Annotated in this window: 21 protein-coding genes; 2 read left to right on the plus strand and 19 right to left on the minus strand. The window is 65.2% G+C overall.

Annotated features, from left to right (window positions below; genetic code table 11):
• Position 1 precedes the first annotated feature (1 nt).
• From fliF to motA, 19 genes are all read right to left on the minus strand, one after another.
• The gene (fliF, locus tag V5F26_RS11095) at positions 2 to 1699 is read right to left on the minus strand and encodes a flagellar basal-body MS-ring/collar protein FliF (protein ID WP_234053950.1); all 1698 of its coding nucleotides are present in this window, start codon (positions 1697 to 1699) and stop codon (positions 2 to 4) included.
• A 289-nt stretch (positions 1700 to 1988) separates the two neighbouring features.
• Positions 1989 to 3050, minus strand: a complete 1062-nt coding sequence (locus V5F26_RS11100) for a flagellin N-terminal helical domain-containing protein (protein ID WP_234053952.1) — start codon at positions 3048 to 3050, stop codon at positions 1989 to 1991.
• 262 nt (positions 3051 to 3312) lie between these two features.
• The gene (fliP, locus tag V5F26_RS11105; RefSeq protein WP_394057650.1) at positions 3313 to 4146 is read right to left on the minus strand and encodes a flagellar type III secretion system pore protein FliP; all 834 of its coding nucleotides are present in this window, start codon (positions 4144 to 4146) and stop codon (positions 3313 to 3315) included.
• Between the two features lie 14 nt (positions 4147 to 4160).
• Positions 4161 to 4655, minus strand: a complete 495-nt coding sequence (locus V5F26_RS11110; protein WP_394057612.1) for a flagellar basal body-associated FliL family protein — start codon at positions 4653 to 4655, stop codon at positions 4161 to 4163.
• Between the two features lie 12 nt (positions 4656 to 4667).
• On the minus strand, positions 4668 to 5387 hold the full coding sequence (locus V5F26_RS11115) for a flagellar basal body L-ring protein FlgH (protein ID WP_234053956.1): 720 nt from the start codon (positions 5385 to 5387) through the stop codon (positions 4668 to 4670).
• Positions 5384 to 5956 (minus strand): MotE family protein, encoded by a 573-nt coding sequence (locus tag V5F26_RS11120; RefSeq protein WP_394945943.1) that lies wholly within the window; start codon positions 5954 to 5956, stop codon positions 5384 to 5386. The genes V5F26_RS11115 and V5F26_RS11120 overlap by 4 nt, the downstream gene beginning before the upstream one ends.
• Positions 5957 to 6185: 229 nt before the next feature.
• Positions 6186 to 7298, minus strand: a complete 1113-nt coding sequence (gene flgI, locus V5F26_RS11125; RefSeq protein ID WP_394057616.1) for a flagellar basal body P-ring protein FlgI — start codon at positions 7296 to 7298, stop codon at positions 6186 to 6188.
• Positions 7295 to 7879, minus strand: coding sequence for a flagellar basal body P-ring formation chaperone FlgA (gene flgA, locus V5F26_RS11130; protein ID WP_394945945.1), 585 nt, complete (start codon positions 7877 to 7879; stop codon positions 7295 to 7297). Before flgA ends, flgI begins: the two co-directional genes overlap by 4 nt.
• Positions 7879 to 8667: a flagellar basal-body rod protein FlgG gene (gene flgG, locus V5F26_RS11135; protein ID WP_234053962.1), complete on the minus strand. Its 789-nt coding sequence runs from the start codon at positions 8665 to 8667 to the stop codon at positions 7879 to 7881. Before flgG ends, flgA begins: the two co-directional genes overlap by 1 nt.
• A gap of 18 nt (positions 8668 to 8685) precedes the next feature.
• Positions 8686 to 9024 carry a flagellar hook-basal body complex protein FliE gene (fliE, locus tag V5F26_RS11140; RefSeq protein WP_234053965.1) on the minus strand — a complete coding sequence of 113 codons (339 nt, stop codon included), beginning with the start codon at positions 9022 to 9024 and terminating at the stop codon, positions 8686 to 8688.
• On the minus strand, positions 9021 to 9440 hold the full coding sequence (flgC, locus tag V5F26_RS11145; protein ID WP_394057652.1) for a flagellar basal body rod protein FlgC: 420 nt from the start codon (positions 9438 to 9440) through the stop codon (positions 9021 to 9023). Before flgC ends, fliE begins: the two co-directional genes overlap by 4 nt.
• A 5-nt stretch (positions 9441 to 9445) precedes the next feature.
• Positions 9446 to 9823, minus strand: a complete 378-nt coding sequence (gene flgB, locus V5F26_RS11150; RefSeq protein WP_234053967.1) for a flagellar basal body rod protein FlgB — start codon at positions 9821 to 9823, stop codon at positions 9446 to 9448.
• Between the two features lie 138 nt (positions 9824 to 9961).
• Positions 9962 to 10384, minus strand: a complete 423-nt coding sequence (locus V5F26_RS11155) for a BspJ family T4SS effector nucleomodulin (RefSeq protein ID WP_394057621.1) — start codon at positions 10382 to 10384, stop codon at positions 9962 to 9964.
• 19 nt (positions 10385 to 10403) lie between these two features.
• Positions 10404 to 11480 carry a flagellar biosynthesis protein FlhB gene (flhB, locus tag V5F26_RS11160; protein ID WP_234053969.1) on the minus strand — a complete coding sequence of 359 codons (1077 nt, stop codon included), beginning with the start codon at positions 11478 to 11480 and terminating at the stop codon, positions 10404 to 10406.
• Between the two features lie 306 nt (positions 11481 to 11786).
• Positions 11787 to 12809: a flagellar motor switch protein FliG gene (locus V5F26_RS11165; RefSeq protein WP_234053970.1), complete on the minus strand. Its 1023-nt coding sequence runs from the start codon at positions 12807 to 12809 to the stop codon at positions 11787 to 11789.
• Positions 12810 to 12822: 13 nt separating this feature from the next.
• Complete coding sequence (fliN, locus tag V5F26_RS11170; protein WP_234053971.1) at positions 12823 to 13176, minus strand: flagellar motor switch protein FliN; 354 nt, start codon at positions 13174 to 13176, stop codon at positions 12823 to 12825.
• Between the two features lie 31 nt (positions 13177 to 13207).
• Entirely contained in the window at positions 13208 to 13504 is a 297-nt protein-coding gene (locus V5F26_RS11175) for a hypothetical protein (protein ID WP_394945946.1), read from the minus strand.
• Positions 13485 to 14411 (minus strand): flagellar motor switch protein FliM, encoded by a 927-nt coding sequence (locus tag V5F26_RS11180; protein WP_234053973.1) that lies wholly within the window; start codon positions 14409 to 14411, stop codon positions 13485 to 13487. Before V5F26_RS11180 ends, V5F26_RS11175 begins: the two co-directional genes overlap by 20 nt.
• Positions 14412 to 14414: 3 nt before the next feature.
• Positions 14415 to 15305: a flagellar motor stator protein MotA gene (gene motA / locus V5F26_RS11185; protein ID WP_394057625.1), complete on the minus strand. Its 891-nt coding sequence runs from the start codon at positions 15303 to 15305 to the stop codon at positions 14415 to 14417.
• Between the two features lie 225 nt (positions 15306 to 15530).
• On the opposite strand from motA, the gene flgF reads away from it, so the two are divergent.
• Together flgF and fliI are read left to right on the plus strand one after the other, a co-directional pair.
• Positions 15531 to 16256: a flagellar basal-body rod protein FlgF gene (flgF, locus tag V5F26_RS11190; protein WP_234053978.1), complete on the plus strand. Its 726-nt coding sequence runs from the start codon at positions 15531 to 15533 to the stop codon at positions 16254 to 16256.
• A gap of 62 nt (positions 16257 to 16318) precedes the next feature.
• Positions 16319 to 17641, plus strand: coding sequence for a flagellar protein export ATPase FliI (gene fliI, locus V5F26_RS11195; protein WP_394945948.1), 1323 nt, complete (start codon positions 16319 to 16321; stop codon positions 17639 to 17641).
• The last annotated feature ends 75 nt before the right edge of the window (positions 17642 to 17716 follow it).

Below are 17716 nucleotides of genomic sequence, written 5' to 3' on the forward strand. Positions count from 1 at the left end.
GTCAGGACCGGGCCTCTTGATGAAGCCACTGCCGCAGGATCGCAACGGCCTGTTCCTCGTCATATTCGACGATCTGCTCAAGCCGCTTCTGGGGCGAGCGATTCTTGCGGTTCGTCAGGTCGCCGATGAGGTTGACGGCCTCTTCGTCGCCGGGGGCCTCCAGAGCCGGCGCCGTGGGCGGCGCAGCAATGGCGGGCGCGCCCGCGGGACCGCCGAGCTCGGCCATCGGCTCTGCCGTCAGCATCGCGGTCTCAATGTCCGCAACCGCCTGCTCCACCTCGTCGTGCGGACGAGACAGGATCGCGCGTACCGCAGGGCGCAGGCCGAACCAGATGAGAAGGGCCGCCACCGCAAGGATGGTCAGAGCGTTGATCATGGTTCCGGCCTGACGCAGCAAGAGTTCCGTCCAAGGCAGCGGCGGCACGGGCTCCAGGGCGTGGCCGCCATCGGCGAAGGCGACGGCCGCTACTTTGAGCTTGTCTCCGCGATCCTTGTCATAACCGGCGGCCGAGGCCACAAGCTGCTCAACCTCATAAATCTGCTGTTCCACCGGGATCGCATCCGCACCGGGGGTCCCGGTCGTGGCGGGGGCGGTAAGCCGGTCCCGGTTCACCAGCACGGCGATGGACAGCCCCTTCACCACATAGGCGTCGCGCACCGTCTGCACCGTGCGGCTCGACACCTCGAAGTTGGTCAGCTCCTCGCGGCGGGAAGTGCTCTCATTGGCGTCGGTTGTGGGCTGGCTGGTGGTCTGATTGTTGGGAACGTTCTGCTGGACCGTCGTGGTGGGCTGCTTGGTGCGATTCTGGCTCTCGCCGAGCTCCTTCACCACACGCAACGAACGCTCGACCCGGGACTGGGGATCGTAGGTGGTTTCCTGGGTCGTGACCCGATCCGTATCGAGCCGCGAGGACACGCTGACCTCGAAATTGCCAAGGCCGAGATAGGGGGTCAGCGTGCGGCGGATCTTTTCCTCGACCTCACGGTTCACCTGCTGCTGCAGAGCAACTTTCCGGCCGGTCGAAGCATTGGCGCCATCATCGGAAGAGGAGAGCACCGCGCCCTCGGTGTTGAGCACCGTGACATCGTCGAGCTTCAGGCCCGGCACGGCGGACGCCACGAGGCGGCGAATGGCCTGGGCGGTGGAGGCATCCTCCGCATTCTCGGTCCGGATGACTACGGATGCGGAAGCCTGCTGCTGGTCGCGGCGGAAGGCGGCGCGATCGGGCAGCACGATATGCACGCGAGCGGCCTTGACGCCCTTCATGGTCTGAATGGTGCGGGCGAGTTCTCCCTCCAGCGCACGCACGCGCGTCACCTCCTGCATGAAGGAGGTGAGGCCGAACGAACGCACGTCGTTGAAAAGCTCGTAGCCGGTATTGCCGGCCTGCGGCAGCCCCTTCACGGCGAGCAGCATGCGCGCCTTCGCCGTGTCTGAATGGGCGACCATCACCGTGGTGCCGTCGGTATTCACGTCGAACGGAATGCCCGCATCCTTGAGCGCGCCGCCAATGCGGTTCACGTCTTCGCGGGTGAGATTTGCGTAGAGCGGTTCCCGCTCCGGCTGGCCGAGATAATAGACCCCCACGCCGATGGTGCCGACCACGGTCAGGCCGATCAGGCCCAGAGCGACCAGCCGGCGCACACCCAGGTCGCGCAGATTTTGCCACAGGAGTTCGAGCTGCTTCTGGCCGATCATCCGCTGATCTCGTCCACTCCCGCTCCCGCCATGCGCGACGCGCGGCGGTTGCGATGTCCAGGTTCCGGTTGCCGGGGCGGAGTGACTCCAACCCTGGCCTAGCCTCAATGTCGGAGGTCAAACTTGCCTGGGCGTTGCAGAAGCGGAAAACGAAAAAGGCCGCGCTCCAAAGGAGGCGCGGCCGAAATTTCCATTCTGGGGAAGAATGTAAGTATCCGGATTGCCTGAAAGGGCTCCGGTGTTTGTGTAGCCGCCGCACCCAGGAGGGTTGGGCGCGGCGGCCGTTCGATCACTGGAAGAGACGCAGCACGTTGGAAGACGAGCTGTTGGCGATCGACAGCGACTGGATGGCCAGAGACTGCTGGGTCTGCAGGGCCTTCAGGCGGGTGGATTCTTCTTCCATGTCCGCGTCCACCAGGGTGCCGATCGAAGACTTGTTGAGGTCGATCAGGCTGGTGGCGAAGGTCTGCTGGGACTCCAGACGGTCAGCCGTGGCGCCGAGCGTGGCGCCGCCAGAGGTCAGCGACGTGATGGTCTTGTCGACCAGCTTCATGTACGCGGAGATCAGGTTGGTCTGATCGTCCGTGAGGCTCGACACGTCGATGGTCTGCAGGGAGATCGTCGCGGTCTGGGCAGTGCTGCTCGCATCGACATAGTCGAGCGAGTAGGTGGTGTCCATGAAGCCCTTGACGGTCTCGCCAGAGGTGATGCTGACCGTGAAGGCGTTGCCAAGATCATCGGTGAACGACGAGTCGGTCGCGATGTCGGTGACAGTGTCGTACACGGTGCCGCTGGTGGTCGCAGAGCCGCTCTTGTCATACAGGCGGAACTCGCCGGTATCGAGAGAGGTCGTGGTCACGTTCACGGTAGAACCGGTGCGCGAGAACGAAGCCAGAAGGCTCTTGCTCTCGGTGAACTCGGAGTCGTTCTGGGAGTCAACCGACAGCCAGTTGTCGCCGGCGCTGCCGGAGATGGAGCTGGTCGCTGCGGTCTTGATGTTCTCGATGGCGGCAGTGATGTTCTTCTGCGCGGCACCGCGGTCGGCGTTCGACGAGATCGAGGCAGCGAGCGCGTCCTTGATGGTCTTCAGGTCTTCGATGACCTGAGTCACACCCTTGGAAGCGGTGGTCACGGCGTTGCTGTCGAGAGCCATGGCGTCCGTCACAGAGCTCAGGGCGCTGTTGTCAGACGTCAGGGTCGTCGCGATCGTCCAGTAGCTGGCGCTGTCAGACGCGTCGTTGATCTTCTTACCGGTCGAGACGCGATTGTTCGTCATCTCGAGGTCGTTGTTGATCGAACGCAGGGTCTGGAGGGCGACCGTGGCGGAGTTGTTGGTGATAATGCTGGTCATGACAAGATGTCCCTCTTCAAAGGTACAACTGAAGATTTTCAGGGGGACATGCCGGATTTGCACCGGAATGGCAGGGCGGCATCATGCCTTTGAAGTTGGATCCGTAGGATCAGCGGCCCACCAGGGTGAACCAATCAACCTGCCATGAATAAAGAATTAGCATGCGAAGCTTGCGCGAAGCAAGCTTCCTAAAAGGCGCGGGCGAAAAAAAAGCCGCGCTCCGGAGGGCGCGGCGTGGGGTGTGGGCGGTGACCGCAAGGCATTAGAAGAAGGAGCGCACAAGGCCGCTCACCAGCAGATTCCAGCCGTCGATCAGAATGAAGAAGAGAATCTTGAAGGGCAGGGAGATCACGGAGGGCGGCATCATCATCATGCCCATGGACATGACGAGTGTGGCCACGATCAGGTCGATCACCAGGAACGGAAGGACGATGAGAAAGCCGATTTCGAAGCCGCGCCGCAGCTCGGAAATCATGAAGGCCGGAATCAGCACGCGCATGGAAACCTTCTGCGGCTCCGCCCCGACACCCGGCGCGGGCGCGCCGTTCGCCGGCGGCGCGGCGGGCGTGAGGATGTTCTGGCGCACGGCGATGTCGGTGAACAACTGCAGGTCCTTGCCGCGAACGTGGTCCAGCATGAAATCGCGGAACGGATCCGAGATTCTCTCCAGGGCTTCCTGCTCGGTGATGCGGTTTTCCGTGAGCGGCACCACGCCGTCCTGCCAGGCGCGGTCGAACGTCGGCGCCATGACATAAAATGTCATGAACAGCGACAGTGAGATCAGGACCAGATTTGCCGGCGTGGAGGGAAGGCTCAGGCCGGAGCGCAGGAAAGAAAAGGCGATGATGAAACGCGTGAAGCTGGTCAGCATGATCAGCAGGCCCGGTGCGACGGAAAGCACCGTGAGCACGGCCATCATCTGAATAATGCGCGCGGCAGTGCCGCCCGAGAATTCGGGCAGCACCTGATCAAGGCTGGGAAGTGTCGCCGCCGAATTCTGCGCGAGGACGGGGGAACTTAGCAGGGCGAGAAGCAGCGCAGATGCGGGAGCCAGCCATGCCGAAGCGCGCAGCGTGTGCCGCACGACATTGCGCACCGTCCGCCACTCGTTCACTGCACCACCAGCGTTTCGAGAACGAGCTCGGTGATCTTGCCTTCCGTGCGGGTGCTGGCGCGATCATTCAGGTCTTCGCGCAGCTGCTGCAGGGCGCTCGGGCCCTCAAGCTGGCTGAGCGATAAGGAGCGCATATAGGCCATTATGTCCTCACGCACCTCTGCGGCCGTCACGTCAGGATTGGCGAGGGCGCCATTCTTGAAAACCAGCGCCGCCTCAACGCGGACGAAGGTGGAGGAGGGCGCGGCCAGATTCACCACCAGGGGCTTGAGCTCCTTGATGGTGAGGTCGCCGGAGTAGCGCAGCGGCGGGCCTTCCTTATCACTCGTGGAGGACGCGATGCGCGCGCTGACGGAGGCCTCCACCGTGTTGCCGAGGAGATAGCCGATGCCCGCACCGGTGATCGCCGCGATGAGGGTCAGTACGGCCAGCGCGATCAGGAGACCGCGACGGCCGCCACCGGCATTGCCCTCTTTATTCTCGTCGGCCATGGCGAATCTTCCTTACCAGGGCGCGGCGACGTCGTAGATGCGCTGGCCCCAGGCCGGCTGCTGCATGTCCATCTGCCGGCCACGTCCGCCATAGGAGATGCGCGCCTCGGCAATCTTGTCATAGGGGATGACGTTGCCAGAGGAGATGTCGAGCGGATTGACGATGCCCGCGATGTTCAGCACGCGAACCTCGTAATTCACCTTGATTTCCTGCGACCCGCTGATGATCAGGTTGCCGTCCGGCAGCACTTCCGTGACCACGGCGGCGATGCTCAGGCGCAGCTTTTCAGAGCGGTCGATCGTGCCCTTGCCGTTGGTCTCGGTATCCGAGTTGACGGTGAAGTTGCCCGACGCCGCGCCCGCATTGGCGCCGCGGCCGAAGCCGGACAGGTTGAGCCCGGTGTCGAAGTCGAGGTCGCTCTTCGACTTGCGCGAGCGGTCCGTCGCATTGTCGAACTGCGCCTTGTCGTCGAGGGCGATGGACACGCGGATGACGTCGCCCACCTTGGAGGCGCGCAGGTCGCGATAGAGGCTGCCCGAGCGGTTCTGGTCCCAGGTGGAGCGGAAGCTGCGCACCGGCTGCTGCTGGAAGGTCACCGGAACCGGCTCACGATTGGTCTCGAGGCCCGAGCCGAGAGGGCTCAGGGTCGGGCCGGTGAGAAGGTTGTCATGGTCGGTTTGGCAGCCGGCCAAGAGCAGTGCGGCACCGAAGGTCAAGGCAACGCGTATCATCCAGGCCGCCCTTCCTGAGCGCGGCGCGAAAGGCCGACCAGGGTGGAGGTGAGGCGCGCAGCGCGCGCGGGCTCGAACTCATTCAAGATGGCGCTCGCAACCCGGGGGTTCAGCTTGGACAGCAGGGCGGCGGCCATATCTTCGTTCATCGCCGCCATCTGGGCGGCGGCAGCGTCGGGGCGCATCTGGGAGATGACGGCCACCAGAGCTTCATCGGCCTTCTTGAGGAAAGCCTCACGGCGTTGCAGCCAGTCCTGATATTCGGCGCGCTTGGCTTCGAGCTGCGCAATGCGCGCTTCGATTTCCTTTTCCATCGCCGCCAGCGCTTCCTTCTGGCGCGCGAAGCGGGCGTCGGCTGCGGCGTCGGCGATGCCACGGCAATACTGGGCCGCCTCGGCATCTCGCGCACCGGATTGCGCGGCCGGGGGCTGGGCGGGCTGGGCCGCCGCAGACCCCTGGGCCGGGGCGCTCTGGGCGTATGCGCGGTCAGCCCCGATGGCGCCGAAGAGGACGACCAGGGCGAGCAGCGGCGCGCCCCGTTTGGCGACCCGCGCCGCGCGCCGGTCCACGGCGTCGCCGGTGCGGCGAGGCATCACGCCCGTGAACAGGGTGGGCAGCGTGAGGTTCATCATGCACTCCCTCCGTGCTGAGAGCGCCGCTTCTTCCGCAAAGGGTGAGCGACGGATGACTCGTTTTAGGAAGACTGTCTTGCGTGACGCTGACCTTTGGGCGCGTCGCCCCGCTGCAAGGCAGATAAGATGACGTGACCGCGCGCAGCGCCCGGCACGTCATCCTCATCTATTGGAACACAAGCTCCGCCTGCAGCGCGCCGGACGTCTTCACGGCCTGCAGAATCGAGATGATGTCCGTGGGCTTGAGCCCGAACCGATTCAGCCCGTTGACCAGGGACTGGAGAGAGGTGCCGCGCACGATGCCGATGGGCCCGCCGCTCTCCTCCGCCGCGATGTCGGTCCGCGGCACCACCACCGTCTCGCCGAAGCTGTACGGCATGGGCTGTGACACCTCGGGCGTTTCCGTCACCTGCACGGTGAGGTTGCCCTGGGTGACAGCGAAGGTGGAAATCTGCACATTGCGCCCGATCACCACCGTGCCGGTGCGCTGGTCCACCACCACGCGCGCCGGCGTGTCCGGCTCCACCTGCAGATCGCCGATCTCGGCCAGGAAGCGCGCCGGATTGACCTTGGAGGGGCGGTCCACCACCACGGTGCGCAGGTCCACCTCGCGGGCGAGGCGCTTGCCGTAGCGGGCCTGGGTATAGGCATTGATCACGTCGGCGATGGCGGTCGCGGTGCGGAAGTCGGGATTGGTCAGGTCGAGATAGAATTCCGGCAGCTCGCTGAGGCGCCCGGGCACCTGCTTTTCCACCAGCGCGCCGTTGGCGATGCGACCCGCGGTGGGCACGCCCTGGCTCAGCGTTTCGGCCTGCCCGGTGATCTGGATGCCGGACACCAGCTGGCCCTGTGCCACCGCATAGACGATACCGTCGGCGCCGTTCAGCGGGGTCACCAGCAGGGTGCCGCCGCGCAGGGAGGTGGCATCGCCGAGGGACGCGATCGTGACGTCGATGCGGGTGCCGATGGCGGCGAAAGCCGGCAGATTCGCGGTGACGGCAACCGCCGCCACATTCTTGGCGCGCAGCGCGATGCCCTGCACATTGATGCCCATGCGGTCGAGCATGGATTGCATGGCCTGCTCGGTGAAGGGCGAGTTGCGCAGCGTGTCGCCCGTGCCCTGCAGGCCAATCACCAGGCCGTAGCCAACCAGCAGGTTGTCGCGCACGCCCTGGACCGAGGAAATGTCCTTGATGCGCGTCATCGCCGCGGCGGGCAGGCTGCCGAGCCCGCACAGGCCGGCGAGGATGAGAAACGCGAGGCGGAAAAGTCCGGTCATCTCATCTTGATCCTGACGGAACCGTCGGCCTGAACTTCGCCCACGATGATCTGGCCGCTATCCAAATTCTTGAGACGAACGATCGATCCGGCGGAGCCGGATTCGAGCGGGACGGCGTAGCCCGAGATCTGCAGCCCACCTTCCCTCAGCACCACGCGGGCGGTCACCCCCTTGGTGACCATGATCGCGTCGGTGACGGCGCTCATGGGGATCGGCACGCCAGCCGGCAGCACGCGGCGCGCCACCTTGCCGGCCAGGGCCTCGGCGCGTGGAGCGTACATGCCGCTCTCGATCACGTTGCGTGGGGCGGCGCGGTCCGTCAGCACCGCGGAGGTGAGGGCGTCGCCGGGATAAAGGGTGACGTTGGGAACCGGGAGCTTGAGATCCAGGGTCGCAGCTGCGTCAACATTGCCATTGGGGGCGGCGGCAGGTGCCGCCGCCGGCGCAGCTTCCTTGCTTGCGCGCTCCGCTTCGGCCTGCGCGGCGAGCGCGGAGATGCTCTGCGCCCGGACGGCCGCGCCGCCCAGGACGAGCACCAGTGCGAGCCCGAGACAGGCCGGGAGAAGAGCGCGCGTCTGCATCAGCGGATGCCCTTGGAGACGACGCCGGACATGTCGTCGGCGGCCTGGATCACCTTGGAGTTCATCTCGTAGGCGCGCTGGGCCTGGATGAGGTTGGTGATCTCCTTCACCGGATCCACGTTCGAGCTTTCCAGGTAGCCCTGGATGACGGCGCCAAAGCCGACATCGCCAGCCACGCCTTCCACCGGCTGGCCGGAGGCGGGCGTCTCGCGATAGAGGTTGTCGCCCAGCGGCTCGAGGCCGGAATCATTGGCGAAGGTGGCGAGCTGGAGCTGGCCGAGCAGCTGCGGCGCGGTCTGGTTCGAGAGCTGGGCATAGACTTGGCCCGACTCGTTGATGACGATGGCGCTTGCATCGGTGGGCAGCGTGATGGCCGGGTTGACGGTGTAGCCGTCTGCCGTCACGAGCTGGCCCGTGGAACTGCGGTTGAAGCTGCCGGCGCGGGTGTAGAGCGTGTCGCCATTGGGGCTCGTGACCTCGAACCAGCCGTGGCCGTTGATGGCGACGTCCAGCGGATTGGAGGTCTGGCTCAGCTCACCCTGCATGTGCAGGTTGCGAATGCCGATAGTGCGGACGCCGAGGCCGATCAGCGCGCCTTCCGGCACCGGCTCGGCACCGTCCTGGTTCGGCACGCCACGGGCACGTTCGGCCTGGTAGAGCAGGTCGGTGAATTCGGCGCGAGCCCGCTTGAAGCCGGTGGTGCTGATATTCGCGATGTTGTTCGCGATCACCTCGACGTTCGTCTGCTGGGCCGACATGCCGGTAGCGGCGATTGCAAGCGCTCTCATGATGGCTCCCTCGAGACGTCAGATGGTCATCCGGCTGATTTCTTGGTACGCGGCGACAACCTTGTCGCGCACCGAAATGGCGGTCTGCAGCGTCTGCTCCGCATTCATCACGGCTTCCACGACCTGCTGCACGGAGGCGCGGCCGTTGATGCCGGAGATGGAGGCGGACTCGGCCGTCTTCAGCGTGTCGACTGCGTCGGACGACATGCGCGCCAGCATGCTCGAGAAGTCGGTGGAATCGACGCTCTGCGCACCCTGGGTGGGGGTGGTCGACGAGGTCTCGGTCCGCGTGCTGCGGGTGAGCGAGAGGCCGGACGCCGAAGTGCTCGATGAGGTGAGGCCGATGGAATTGATCATGACGACGTCCTCAGCAGGTCGATGGTCATGGCGACCATGGACCGCGCTTGCTTGATCATCTGCAGATTGGCTTCATAGCTGCGGCTGGCCTCGCGCATGTCGGCCATTTCCACCAGCGGATTGACGTTCGGCACCAGCACCCGGCCCTTGTCGTCCGCGGCCGGATTGCCGGGGTCGTATTCGGTGCGGTAGGGCGCATCATCGATGCCGATATTCTTGACCTTCACCTGCGAGATGCCCATCGCCCGGTCGAGCTCCGAGGAGAACTGGACCGTTTTGCGCGCATAGGGCTCCGCCCCCGGTGTCGAGCCGGTGGAGTTCGCGTTGGCGAGGTTTTCCGCAACGATCCGCATGCGGGTCGACTGGGCTTCGAGCCCGGTGCTGGCGATGCGGGTCGCGGCCTTGAGGGGATCGATCGGGTTCATTTCAGGCCCGCCAGAATCATGCGGTTGAAGGAACGGACGATGGTGGTGTCGAGGGTGAAGGAGGTGTTGACCTCGTTCGCCTTCAGCATTTCCTGCTCAATGCTCACGCTGTTGCCGGAATTGTTGATGCCCCAGGCGTCCTTGGCGTCACGGGTGCGCGTCTGCGCTTCCGCGGCCGGGGTGCTGATGTGCGTTTCTGAGGTGCGGGCCATCGTCAGCTGCGTCTGGCCGAGCACAGCTTCGAAGGACGCCGTGTCCACGGCTTTGTAGCCGGGGGTGTTGGCATTGGCGATGTTGCCGGTGATGGCGGCTTGGCGCACGGTCGCCCATTGCGAATGGCGGGATGCAAGGCCGAACAAATACAGTGGCTGCATGGCGATCTCCGCGGAACGACTCCCGGTCCGATCTACGTTGATAAGCTCCGCGAACCTTTTGTCTTTCAGACAGGGACCGCGAGTTCATCTTGATCTTCTACCGGTCGAGGCTTGCCCGAGGCTGATGGCCGAAGCCACCTATGCGGGCATGCGGGAGTCCGCAAGCGCAGCGCGCAGCAACTCGATACCCTCGTCGTGACCGCTGCAGGGCACACGAAAATCAATGCTGTCGATGGCCACGCCTACGGACGTCGCGTCGAACACCAGCTTGAAATAGATCGCGAGACTGTGATGGTGAAACTCAAGGTCCATGCTCACCGTGGGCGGCTGGCCCCAGTCCGAATGGGTCATGGCGTGGCGGCCATAGCGCAGCGAGCCCGGCTTCAGGGAGCGCTCCGCCGACGAGGCGACGATGTCCTCGATGTTGTTGGCCTGGCCGGCATTGATATAGCCGATCAGTAGCCCCGCATCGGTGAAAAAAAGCTCAGCCACGAACTCACGAAGAGCCATGGCGAGCATGGTTTCGAACGCCTGCGTCTCCAGCTGAGATCGCGTTTTCATGGCGAGAAGTTGTTGCCAGCTATTTGGAACCATGGGAGCGCTTCGAATAAATGAAGTGAAGAACCTGAGCTACCGGTCGGTAGAACTCACGTGGAATCCATTGATCGACTTCAACGACGTCGTACAAGGCGCGGGCCAGTGCCCGGTCTTCTACGACGGGAATGGCGTTCTGCTCGGCGATCTCGCGAATCTTGAGGGCCACGAGATCAAGCCCCTTCGCCACCACCAGCGGCGCGCCCCCCAGGTCGCGGTCGTATTTCAAGGCGATGGCGTAATGGGTGGGATTGGCGATGACGACGGTGGCCTTGGGCACGGCATTCATCATGCGCTGCCGGGCGCGCTGCCGGGCCAGTGACCGCATGCGCGCCTTGACGAAGGGGTCGCCTTCGGCCTGCTTGAACTCGTCCTTCACCTCCTGGCGCGTCATCCGCAGCTCGGTCTTCCAGTGCAGGCGCGACCACACGAGGTCCGCCCCCACCAGGACGATGGTCGCCACACACACCGCCGACACCAGGCGCATCGCCAGCTCCAGCACCGCCGCGGGCAGCAGCAGCGGGTCGGTGAGCATGGCGTCGACCACCTTGTGCTCTTCCCAATAGAGCACCAGCCCCGCCACCAGCCCCACCGCGAACAGCTTGAACAACGACTTGCCGAATTCGATCTGCCCCTGAACGCCCATGAGGCGCTTGAAGCCGGAGCTCGGCGAGACCCGCTCCCATTTCGGCGTGATCCGTTCGAGCACCAGGGAGGGCACGTTCTGGAACACCGAGGCGACGATGCCTGCGATGGCCAGGATGATGATCATTGGCGTCAGGAAACGCCCGGCCACCAGCATGGTGCTCCACAGCAGCTCGATGGCGTCGCTGCCGCGCTCGAGGCTGAAGCCGGACGGATCGTCGATCAGCCGCGCCAGATCATCGGTGAGCAAGCGCGCGGGGGCGGCCACAAAAAAAGCGAGGCAGGCGAGAATCCCGAGGAGCGAGGCAAACAGCGTCGCCTCCCGCGAGAACGGCACATTGCCCTTCTCGAGGGCGTCGGAGATCTTCTTCTCCGATGCTTCCTCGGTTTTACTCTCTTTGTCCTGATCCTCAGCCATAACCCCCCAACCCCGTCAGCGCGTCGTCGCGTCTCGTCTCCCCAAGCCCGTCGGGCGATGCCCCGTGCGGGTTCGCGCGGAGCGGCGGTGGTTCATGCCAGCCGTTCGGGATAACTCCGCGGCGCGCGGGAGGATCCTTTAGCGGCTCATGATGCCGAACCATTTTTCCAGCGGTCGAATACGCCCACCGCCCGAACACGTTTGAAAGCAGTTGGCGCAGCTCCCGGGGGTGTGCGCCAGCGGCTGAATGGTCACAGATCGCGCGGTCTAGATGCGCGATGGGGCGGCCTGCGGCCCCCAGGAGCCCTAGCGCACATAGGAATCCTCATCACTGTCGCTGTTGAGCTCGATCTCACCGCGTCCGGCCATATCGAGGGCAAGATCGGTGATCGAGCGCCGGGCCTCGGCGACCTCGCGGGCGGGCACCGGCTCGCCGGTGGCCATTTCCTGCTCCACCATGCGGCGGATACGGGCGCCGAGGGATTGCAGGATCATCTCGCGGAAGTCGTGGTCGGTGCCCTTCAGGGCCAGCACCAGCTTGTCGGTCGGCACCTGGTCGAACAGCGAGGTGCGGGCGCGGGGCGTGAGCTTCACGATGTCGTCGAAGGTGAAGAGCAGGCCACGCAGGATTTCGGCGGACTTCGGCCGCGTGGAGGCCAGGCTGGAGAGCACCGTCTCCATGTCGTCGCGGTCCATCTTGTTGATGATGTCGGCCATGCGGGCATGGGGATCGGCGCCGGCATTCCGCGAGAAATTCATCATGAAGTCCTCGTAGACCGTCTTTTCGATCACCTGCATGGTGGCATCGACGATGGGCTTGAACGTGAGCATCCGCCGCAGGATGCCGTTGCGGCGCTCCTCCGGAATGAAGCTCATCACCTTGGCGGCGCAGGCCGGGCGCACCTTCGAGAGCATCAGCGCCGCGGTTTGCGGGTGCTCCTTGGCGATGTAGGAGGCGAGCACGCTTTCCGACACCGTGGAGATGCGCTCCCAGATGGAGTGGTTCGCCGTGCCGAGCAGCTCGGCCATGATGTCGGCGATCTGCTCCGGCGGCAGCACGCCGGTGAGCAGCCGCTCCACGTCCGATGCGGTGCCCATGAGGCTGGCGCCGGACGCGAACTGACTGGCGAAGTCCTCGACGATGGATTCGATCTGCGTCGGGGTGATGGACTTCAGCTGGGACATCGACCGCGTGATGAGCTTGATCTCATCCGGATCGAAATGCTTCAGCAGACGGTTCGCCGTGGGCGGGCCCATGGTCATGAGCACCGCCGCAACCTTGTCGGTTCCGTGCAGGGGACGGGACTTGCCCTGGGTCGGCGTCGCCATCGGCTAATCTCCGTCAGGCTTCGTCGTTGCCGCCCGGGCCGACGATCTCCGTCAGCGACACGCCAAAGCGAGAGCTGTCGTCCTCGACCACCATCACCTCGCCGCGGGCGATGACGCGCCCGTTCACGACCACGTCCACCGGCTCGCCCACCCGGTGGTCGAGCGGCACAACGGCGCCGCGGCCGAGCTTCAGCAGGCTCGAAACCGGCATGGTGGCGGAACCCAGAACCACCTGGAGCTGCACGGGAATGCGCTTGACCGCGTCAAGGCCGGGCCCGTTGCCCAGGGTTTCTTCCGGTTCGGCGCTCTTGCTGCCGGAGAGCAGAGCTTCGTCGAGGGCGGTGCTGTCGTCGTCGGTGTCGGCCATGACATCCTCTGGAGCAGAAGAAGGAAAGATATCAGTGCTGCTTCATCTTGGAACTGGGCGTTCCGGTGCGCGCGTCGAGCTCGGCGATCACGCCGTGGGCATCGTCGATGCGGCTCGAGAGCTGGGTGAGCACCTCGCGCCCGTCGGCGCTGAAGGTCTGCAGGGAATCGCGCGCCGCCGTCAGGGCGTTCGCGGCATCCTCCAACGCCCGGCCATAGTCCGCGTTCAGCCGGTCGAGGCGGGCCAGGCGCCGGTAGAGCACCACCACGCTGACGGTGGTGGCCAGCAGGGCGACGAGCAGGAGAATATCAACGGGGGAGGATATCATCGATGAAGTCCTGGTTCTGGCTGATCTGTTCCTCGACGCGCACGACATAGGCGCCGTCCGATTGGCCGAGGCGGCACCAGAAGAGGGGTTGCGCGGCGCTTTCGAGCTTGACCCGGCTCGTCGGCGTCGCATTCAGCTTGATGACCTGTCCCACCTTGAATTCGGAAACCTCCCCAAGGGTGACCTCGCGCTCTTCCAGGATGGCGCGCAGCTTGACCTCGGTGCGGTTGATCTCCTGACGGATCTTCTGCGCCCATTGGGGGTCGCGGTTGTTGGTTTCGGTGATGGTGGTGTGGGCGAGGGCGCGCCGCAGGGGGGTGAGCGCCGTCTGCGGGATGAGCACGAACATCTCGCCGCCGCGGTTGAGGGCCTGGAGCAGGAACTTGGCCACAACGGCCATGTTGTTGCGCCGGCCAATCACCGCGAAGTCCATGCGCGTTTCCTGGCGCTCGAACTGGAAGGTGGTGTCGCTCACCAGGGCGAACGAGGCGCGAAGGGCCTTTGCCATCTGCTCGAACAGAAGCTGGGCGACCCGGCCCTCGATGTTGGTGAAGCTGCGCTCGTCTTCCACCGGCGGCTCGGAGCCGTCGGAGCCGAACAGCACCTCGATCATGGTGAAGATGAAGTCGCGGTCGAAGCCGACGATGAGCTGGCTGTCCCAGGAGGGGGCGCGGAAGATGCCGGCGATGGCCATGCCTTCATAGGCTTCCAGCACCTCGCCGATGCGCCCGTTCTCGATGCTCAGGAACGAGTAATAGGCCTGGGAGGCCGCGAACTGGCGCAGCCCGTCGGCGCAGGCCGTGGCCATGCGGTCGAACATCACGTGCAGCATGGGCAGGCGGTCGAGCGAGAGCCCGGCCGCATCCAGAAGCATGTCGCGGATGTCGTGGTGCTTATGGGAGGACATGGATCAGGCCGCCTGCTGCGCGGGCGCGCCACCGGCCACGGGCGCGCTGTTGATGGCCTCGCTCTCCACCTCGTCGATGGTGGGGCGCTCGGCGGCGGAAATGGTCTTGCGGCCGTGTTCCAGCGCGATAGGCGGAAGCGCGCCGTTCATGAAGGCGATCAGCGTCTGCTTGACGATGATGAAGGGCTGGCACTGTTTCTCGCGGGTGATCTTAATCTTGTGGGCCAGCGGCGAGATGATCGCGTAGGAAGAGTAGATGCCGAGGAAGGTGCCGATGAGGGCGGAGCCGATATAGTGGCCCAGCACCTCGGGCGACTGGTCGATGGCGCCCATCGCCTTCACGATGCCGAGTACCGCCGCGCAGATGCCGAGCGCCGGCAGCGCCTCGGCCACCGTGCTCATGGCGCTGGCTGGCTTGGTCTTGTGCTTGCGGATGGTGGAGATCTCCTGCTCCATCAAGCCTTCGATCTCGTGGGACTTGGCGTTGCCGATGAGGATGAGGCGCGCATAGTCGCAGATATACTGGGTCAGTTCCTTGTCCTTGAGGATGGTGGGGAACTGGCCGAACAGCGGCGAATTCTGCGGATCGTCTATATGGACCTCGACCTCGTTGCGCGGCTTCTGCCGCATGTCGCGCATCAACGCGTAGAGCAGGCTCAGGAGGGCGATGAAGTCCTTGCGCTTGGGGGCCATTCCCGTGGCGGCCTGAATGATCGCCGTGCCCGTGTCCTTGATGACCGGAACGGGGTTGGCGATGATGAAGGTGGAAAAGGCAATGCCGCCGATGATGACGTATTCAAACGGCTGCCACACCACGCTCAGGTGCCCGCCCATGGCGACAAAGCCGCCGAACGTGGCGCCAAGGCCGAGAATGATTCCAATAATAACCGCCAAGGCGCCTTCCTCCCGGGTAGAGGTGTCCCCAACCCTCAATTAGGTGAGCAGGATTGCGCGAGGCTGATCTCGCAGCCGGCTCGCCAGGCCGGCCTCACCGGTCCGTGAGCGGGCAGGGGCACCGGCGGCAGGCTCGCGCAAGCCTCGATCCGGCATAGTGGCACCACGAACGGCCTTGCCCGTCATTTTGCCCGTCTCCACGTCCGGAACAGCTCGGGAGCAGACGTGTCTTCGAATCTCTACGTGGCCTTGTCGGCTCAAATGGCAACGGACAAGCGGCTCGCGACCGTCGCCAACAACGTCGCCAACATGAACACGCCGGGGTACCGGGCGGAGCAGGTACGTTTTTCCGAGCTGCTGTCGGACACGATCGGGGACAAGACGTCCTATGTGTCCGAAGGCGAAACCTTCACGTCGCTGCGCCCCGGCGCCATCACCCAGACCAGCAATCCCCTGGATCTGGCCATTGAGGGTGATGGCTGGTTCGCGGTGCGCACCGACCAGGGCGTGGGCTACACGCGGGACGGGCGCCTGCGGATGACTTCCGAGGGGGCGCTGCAGACCATGAACGGCGCTCCGATGCTGGATGCCGGCGGCGCTCCGCTGATGGTGGATCCCAACGGTGGCGCGGTGCGCGTGGGTGTCGACGGCTCCGTCTATCAGCGCGGGCAGACCGTTGGCCGGGTCGGCATCTATGTGATGGCCGACGGCACGCAGATGACGCGCCAGAGCGGTGCGGTGATGACGCCGGACCGGGCCCCGGCCCTGATCCAGACCTTCAACCGCAACAAGGTGCTCCAGGGATATGTGGAGGGGTCCAACGTGGATCCGGTGATGGAGATGACGCGTCTCATCACCCTCCAGAGGGCTTTTGAGCAGGCGGCCAACGCCGTCTCGCAGAATGAGGATCTGACGACCAGCGCCATCAAGCAGCTGGGGCCGTCGAGCTGAATCGAAGGCGCCCGGGCGTAGGGCGGTACGCCGGGGTGCGTGAGAGACCGCGGAGTTGAGGGATGAACGGTCTTGAGCGCCTGGCCGCCGCCGTGGAGGCGGGGCTGGAGGAGAATCCGCCACTGCGAGTGGGCGGCGTGGTGCGCGAGGTGGCGCCGACGCATTTCGATGTGTCCGGCCTGTCCCACGTGCTGCGTCTGGGTGAGCGCGTCGGCGTCGAGGGCGATGCAGGCGTGCGGCTCGGCGAGGTGGTGCGCATCGATGGCGCCTGCGCCGTGGTGAAGCCTTACGACAGTCAGATGCAGGTGGGGCTCGGCGAGAGGGCGTTTCGCGTCGGGCCGCTGGTCCTTCATCCGAGCGAGCAGTGGAAGGGGCGTGTCGTCAACGCCCTGGGCCAGCCGCTGGACGGGGAGGGGCCGCTGCCGCGGGGCCTGAAGGCCATGCCCCTCGATCGCGACCCGCCCGCCGCCATGGCCCGCGCGCGGGTGGAAAAGCCTCTGCGCACGGGCGTGCGCGCCGTGGATATCTTCACTCCCCTGTGCCAGGGGCAGCGCATGGGCATCTTCGCGGGCTCCGGCGTGGGCAAGTCCACGCTGCTGTCCATGCTGGCGGGGTGCACGGGCTTCGATACCGTGGTCGTGGCCCTGGTGGGCGAGCGTGGGCGCGAGGTTCGCGAGTTCCTGGAAGGGCCCCTTGCGCCCAACCGCGCACGGGCGGTCGTCGTGGTCTCGACCTCCGACGAGAGCCCCATGATGCGCCGCATGGCGCCGCAGGCCGCCCTCGCGGTGGCGGAGCATTTCCGCGATGCAGGCGAGAGTGTGCTGCTGATCGTCGATTCGGTCACGCGCTATGCCCATGCCGCGCGCGACGTGGCGCTGGCCGCCGGCGAGCCCGCGGTCGCCCGGGGCTACGCGCCGAGCGTGTTCTCCACCTTGCCGAAGTTGCTGGAGCGGGCCGGCCCAGGCGAGGAGGGCAAGGGATCCATCACCGGCATCTTCTCGGTGCTGGTGGACGGCGACGACCATAACGACCCGGTGGCGGACGCCATCCGCGGCACACTGGATGGGCACATCGTGCTCGATCGCGCCATCGCCGACCAGGGCCGGTTTCCAGCCATCAACGTGCTGCGCTCGGTGTCGCGACTGTCGGGTCTGGTGTGGAACGAGGGCGAGCGCGAGCTGGTGCGGCGCCTGAAGGCCATGATCGCGCGGTTCGAGGACACGCGGGACCTGCGCCTCATGGGCGGCTACCAGGCCGGGAGCGATCTCGATCTGGATCAGGCCATCGCCGCGGTGCCGCGCATCTATGACGCGCTGAGACAGAATCCGGGATCGCCGCCGAGCCGCGATCCCTTCGCTGACCTTGCGGCGGCGCTGCGGGCTTGATGGCCGGCAGCTTCGCACAAGCCTTTTAGGTTCAATTGATCAACCACGGGCCGTATGGAGCGGCCATTGCCCTCG

It is taken from the genome of Xanthobacter variabilis, assembly GCF_043831965.2.
Lineage (GTDB): Bacteria > Pseudomonadota > Alphaproteobacteria > Rhizobiales > Xanthobacteraceae > Xanthobacter.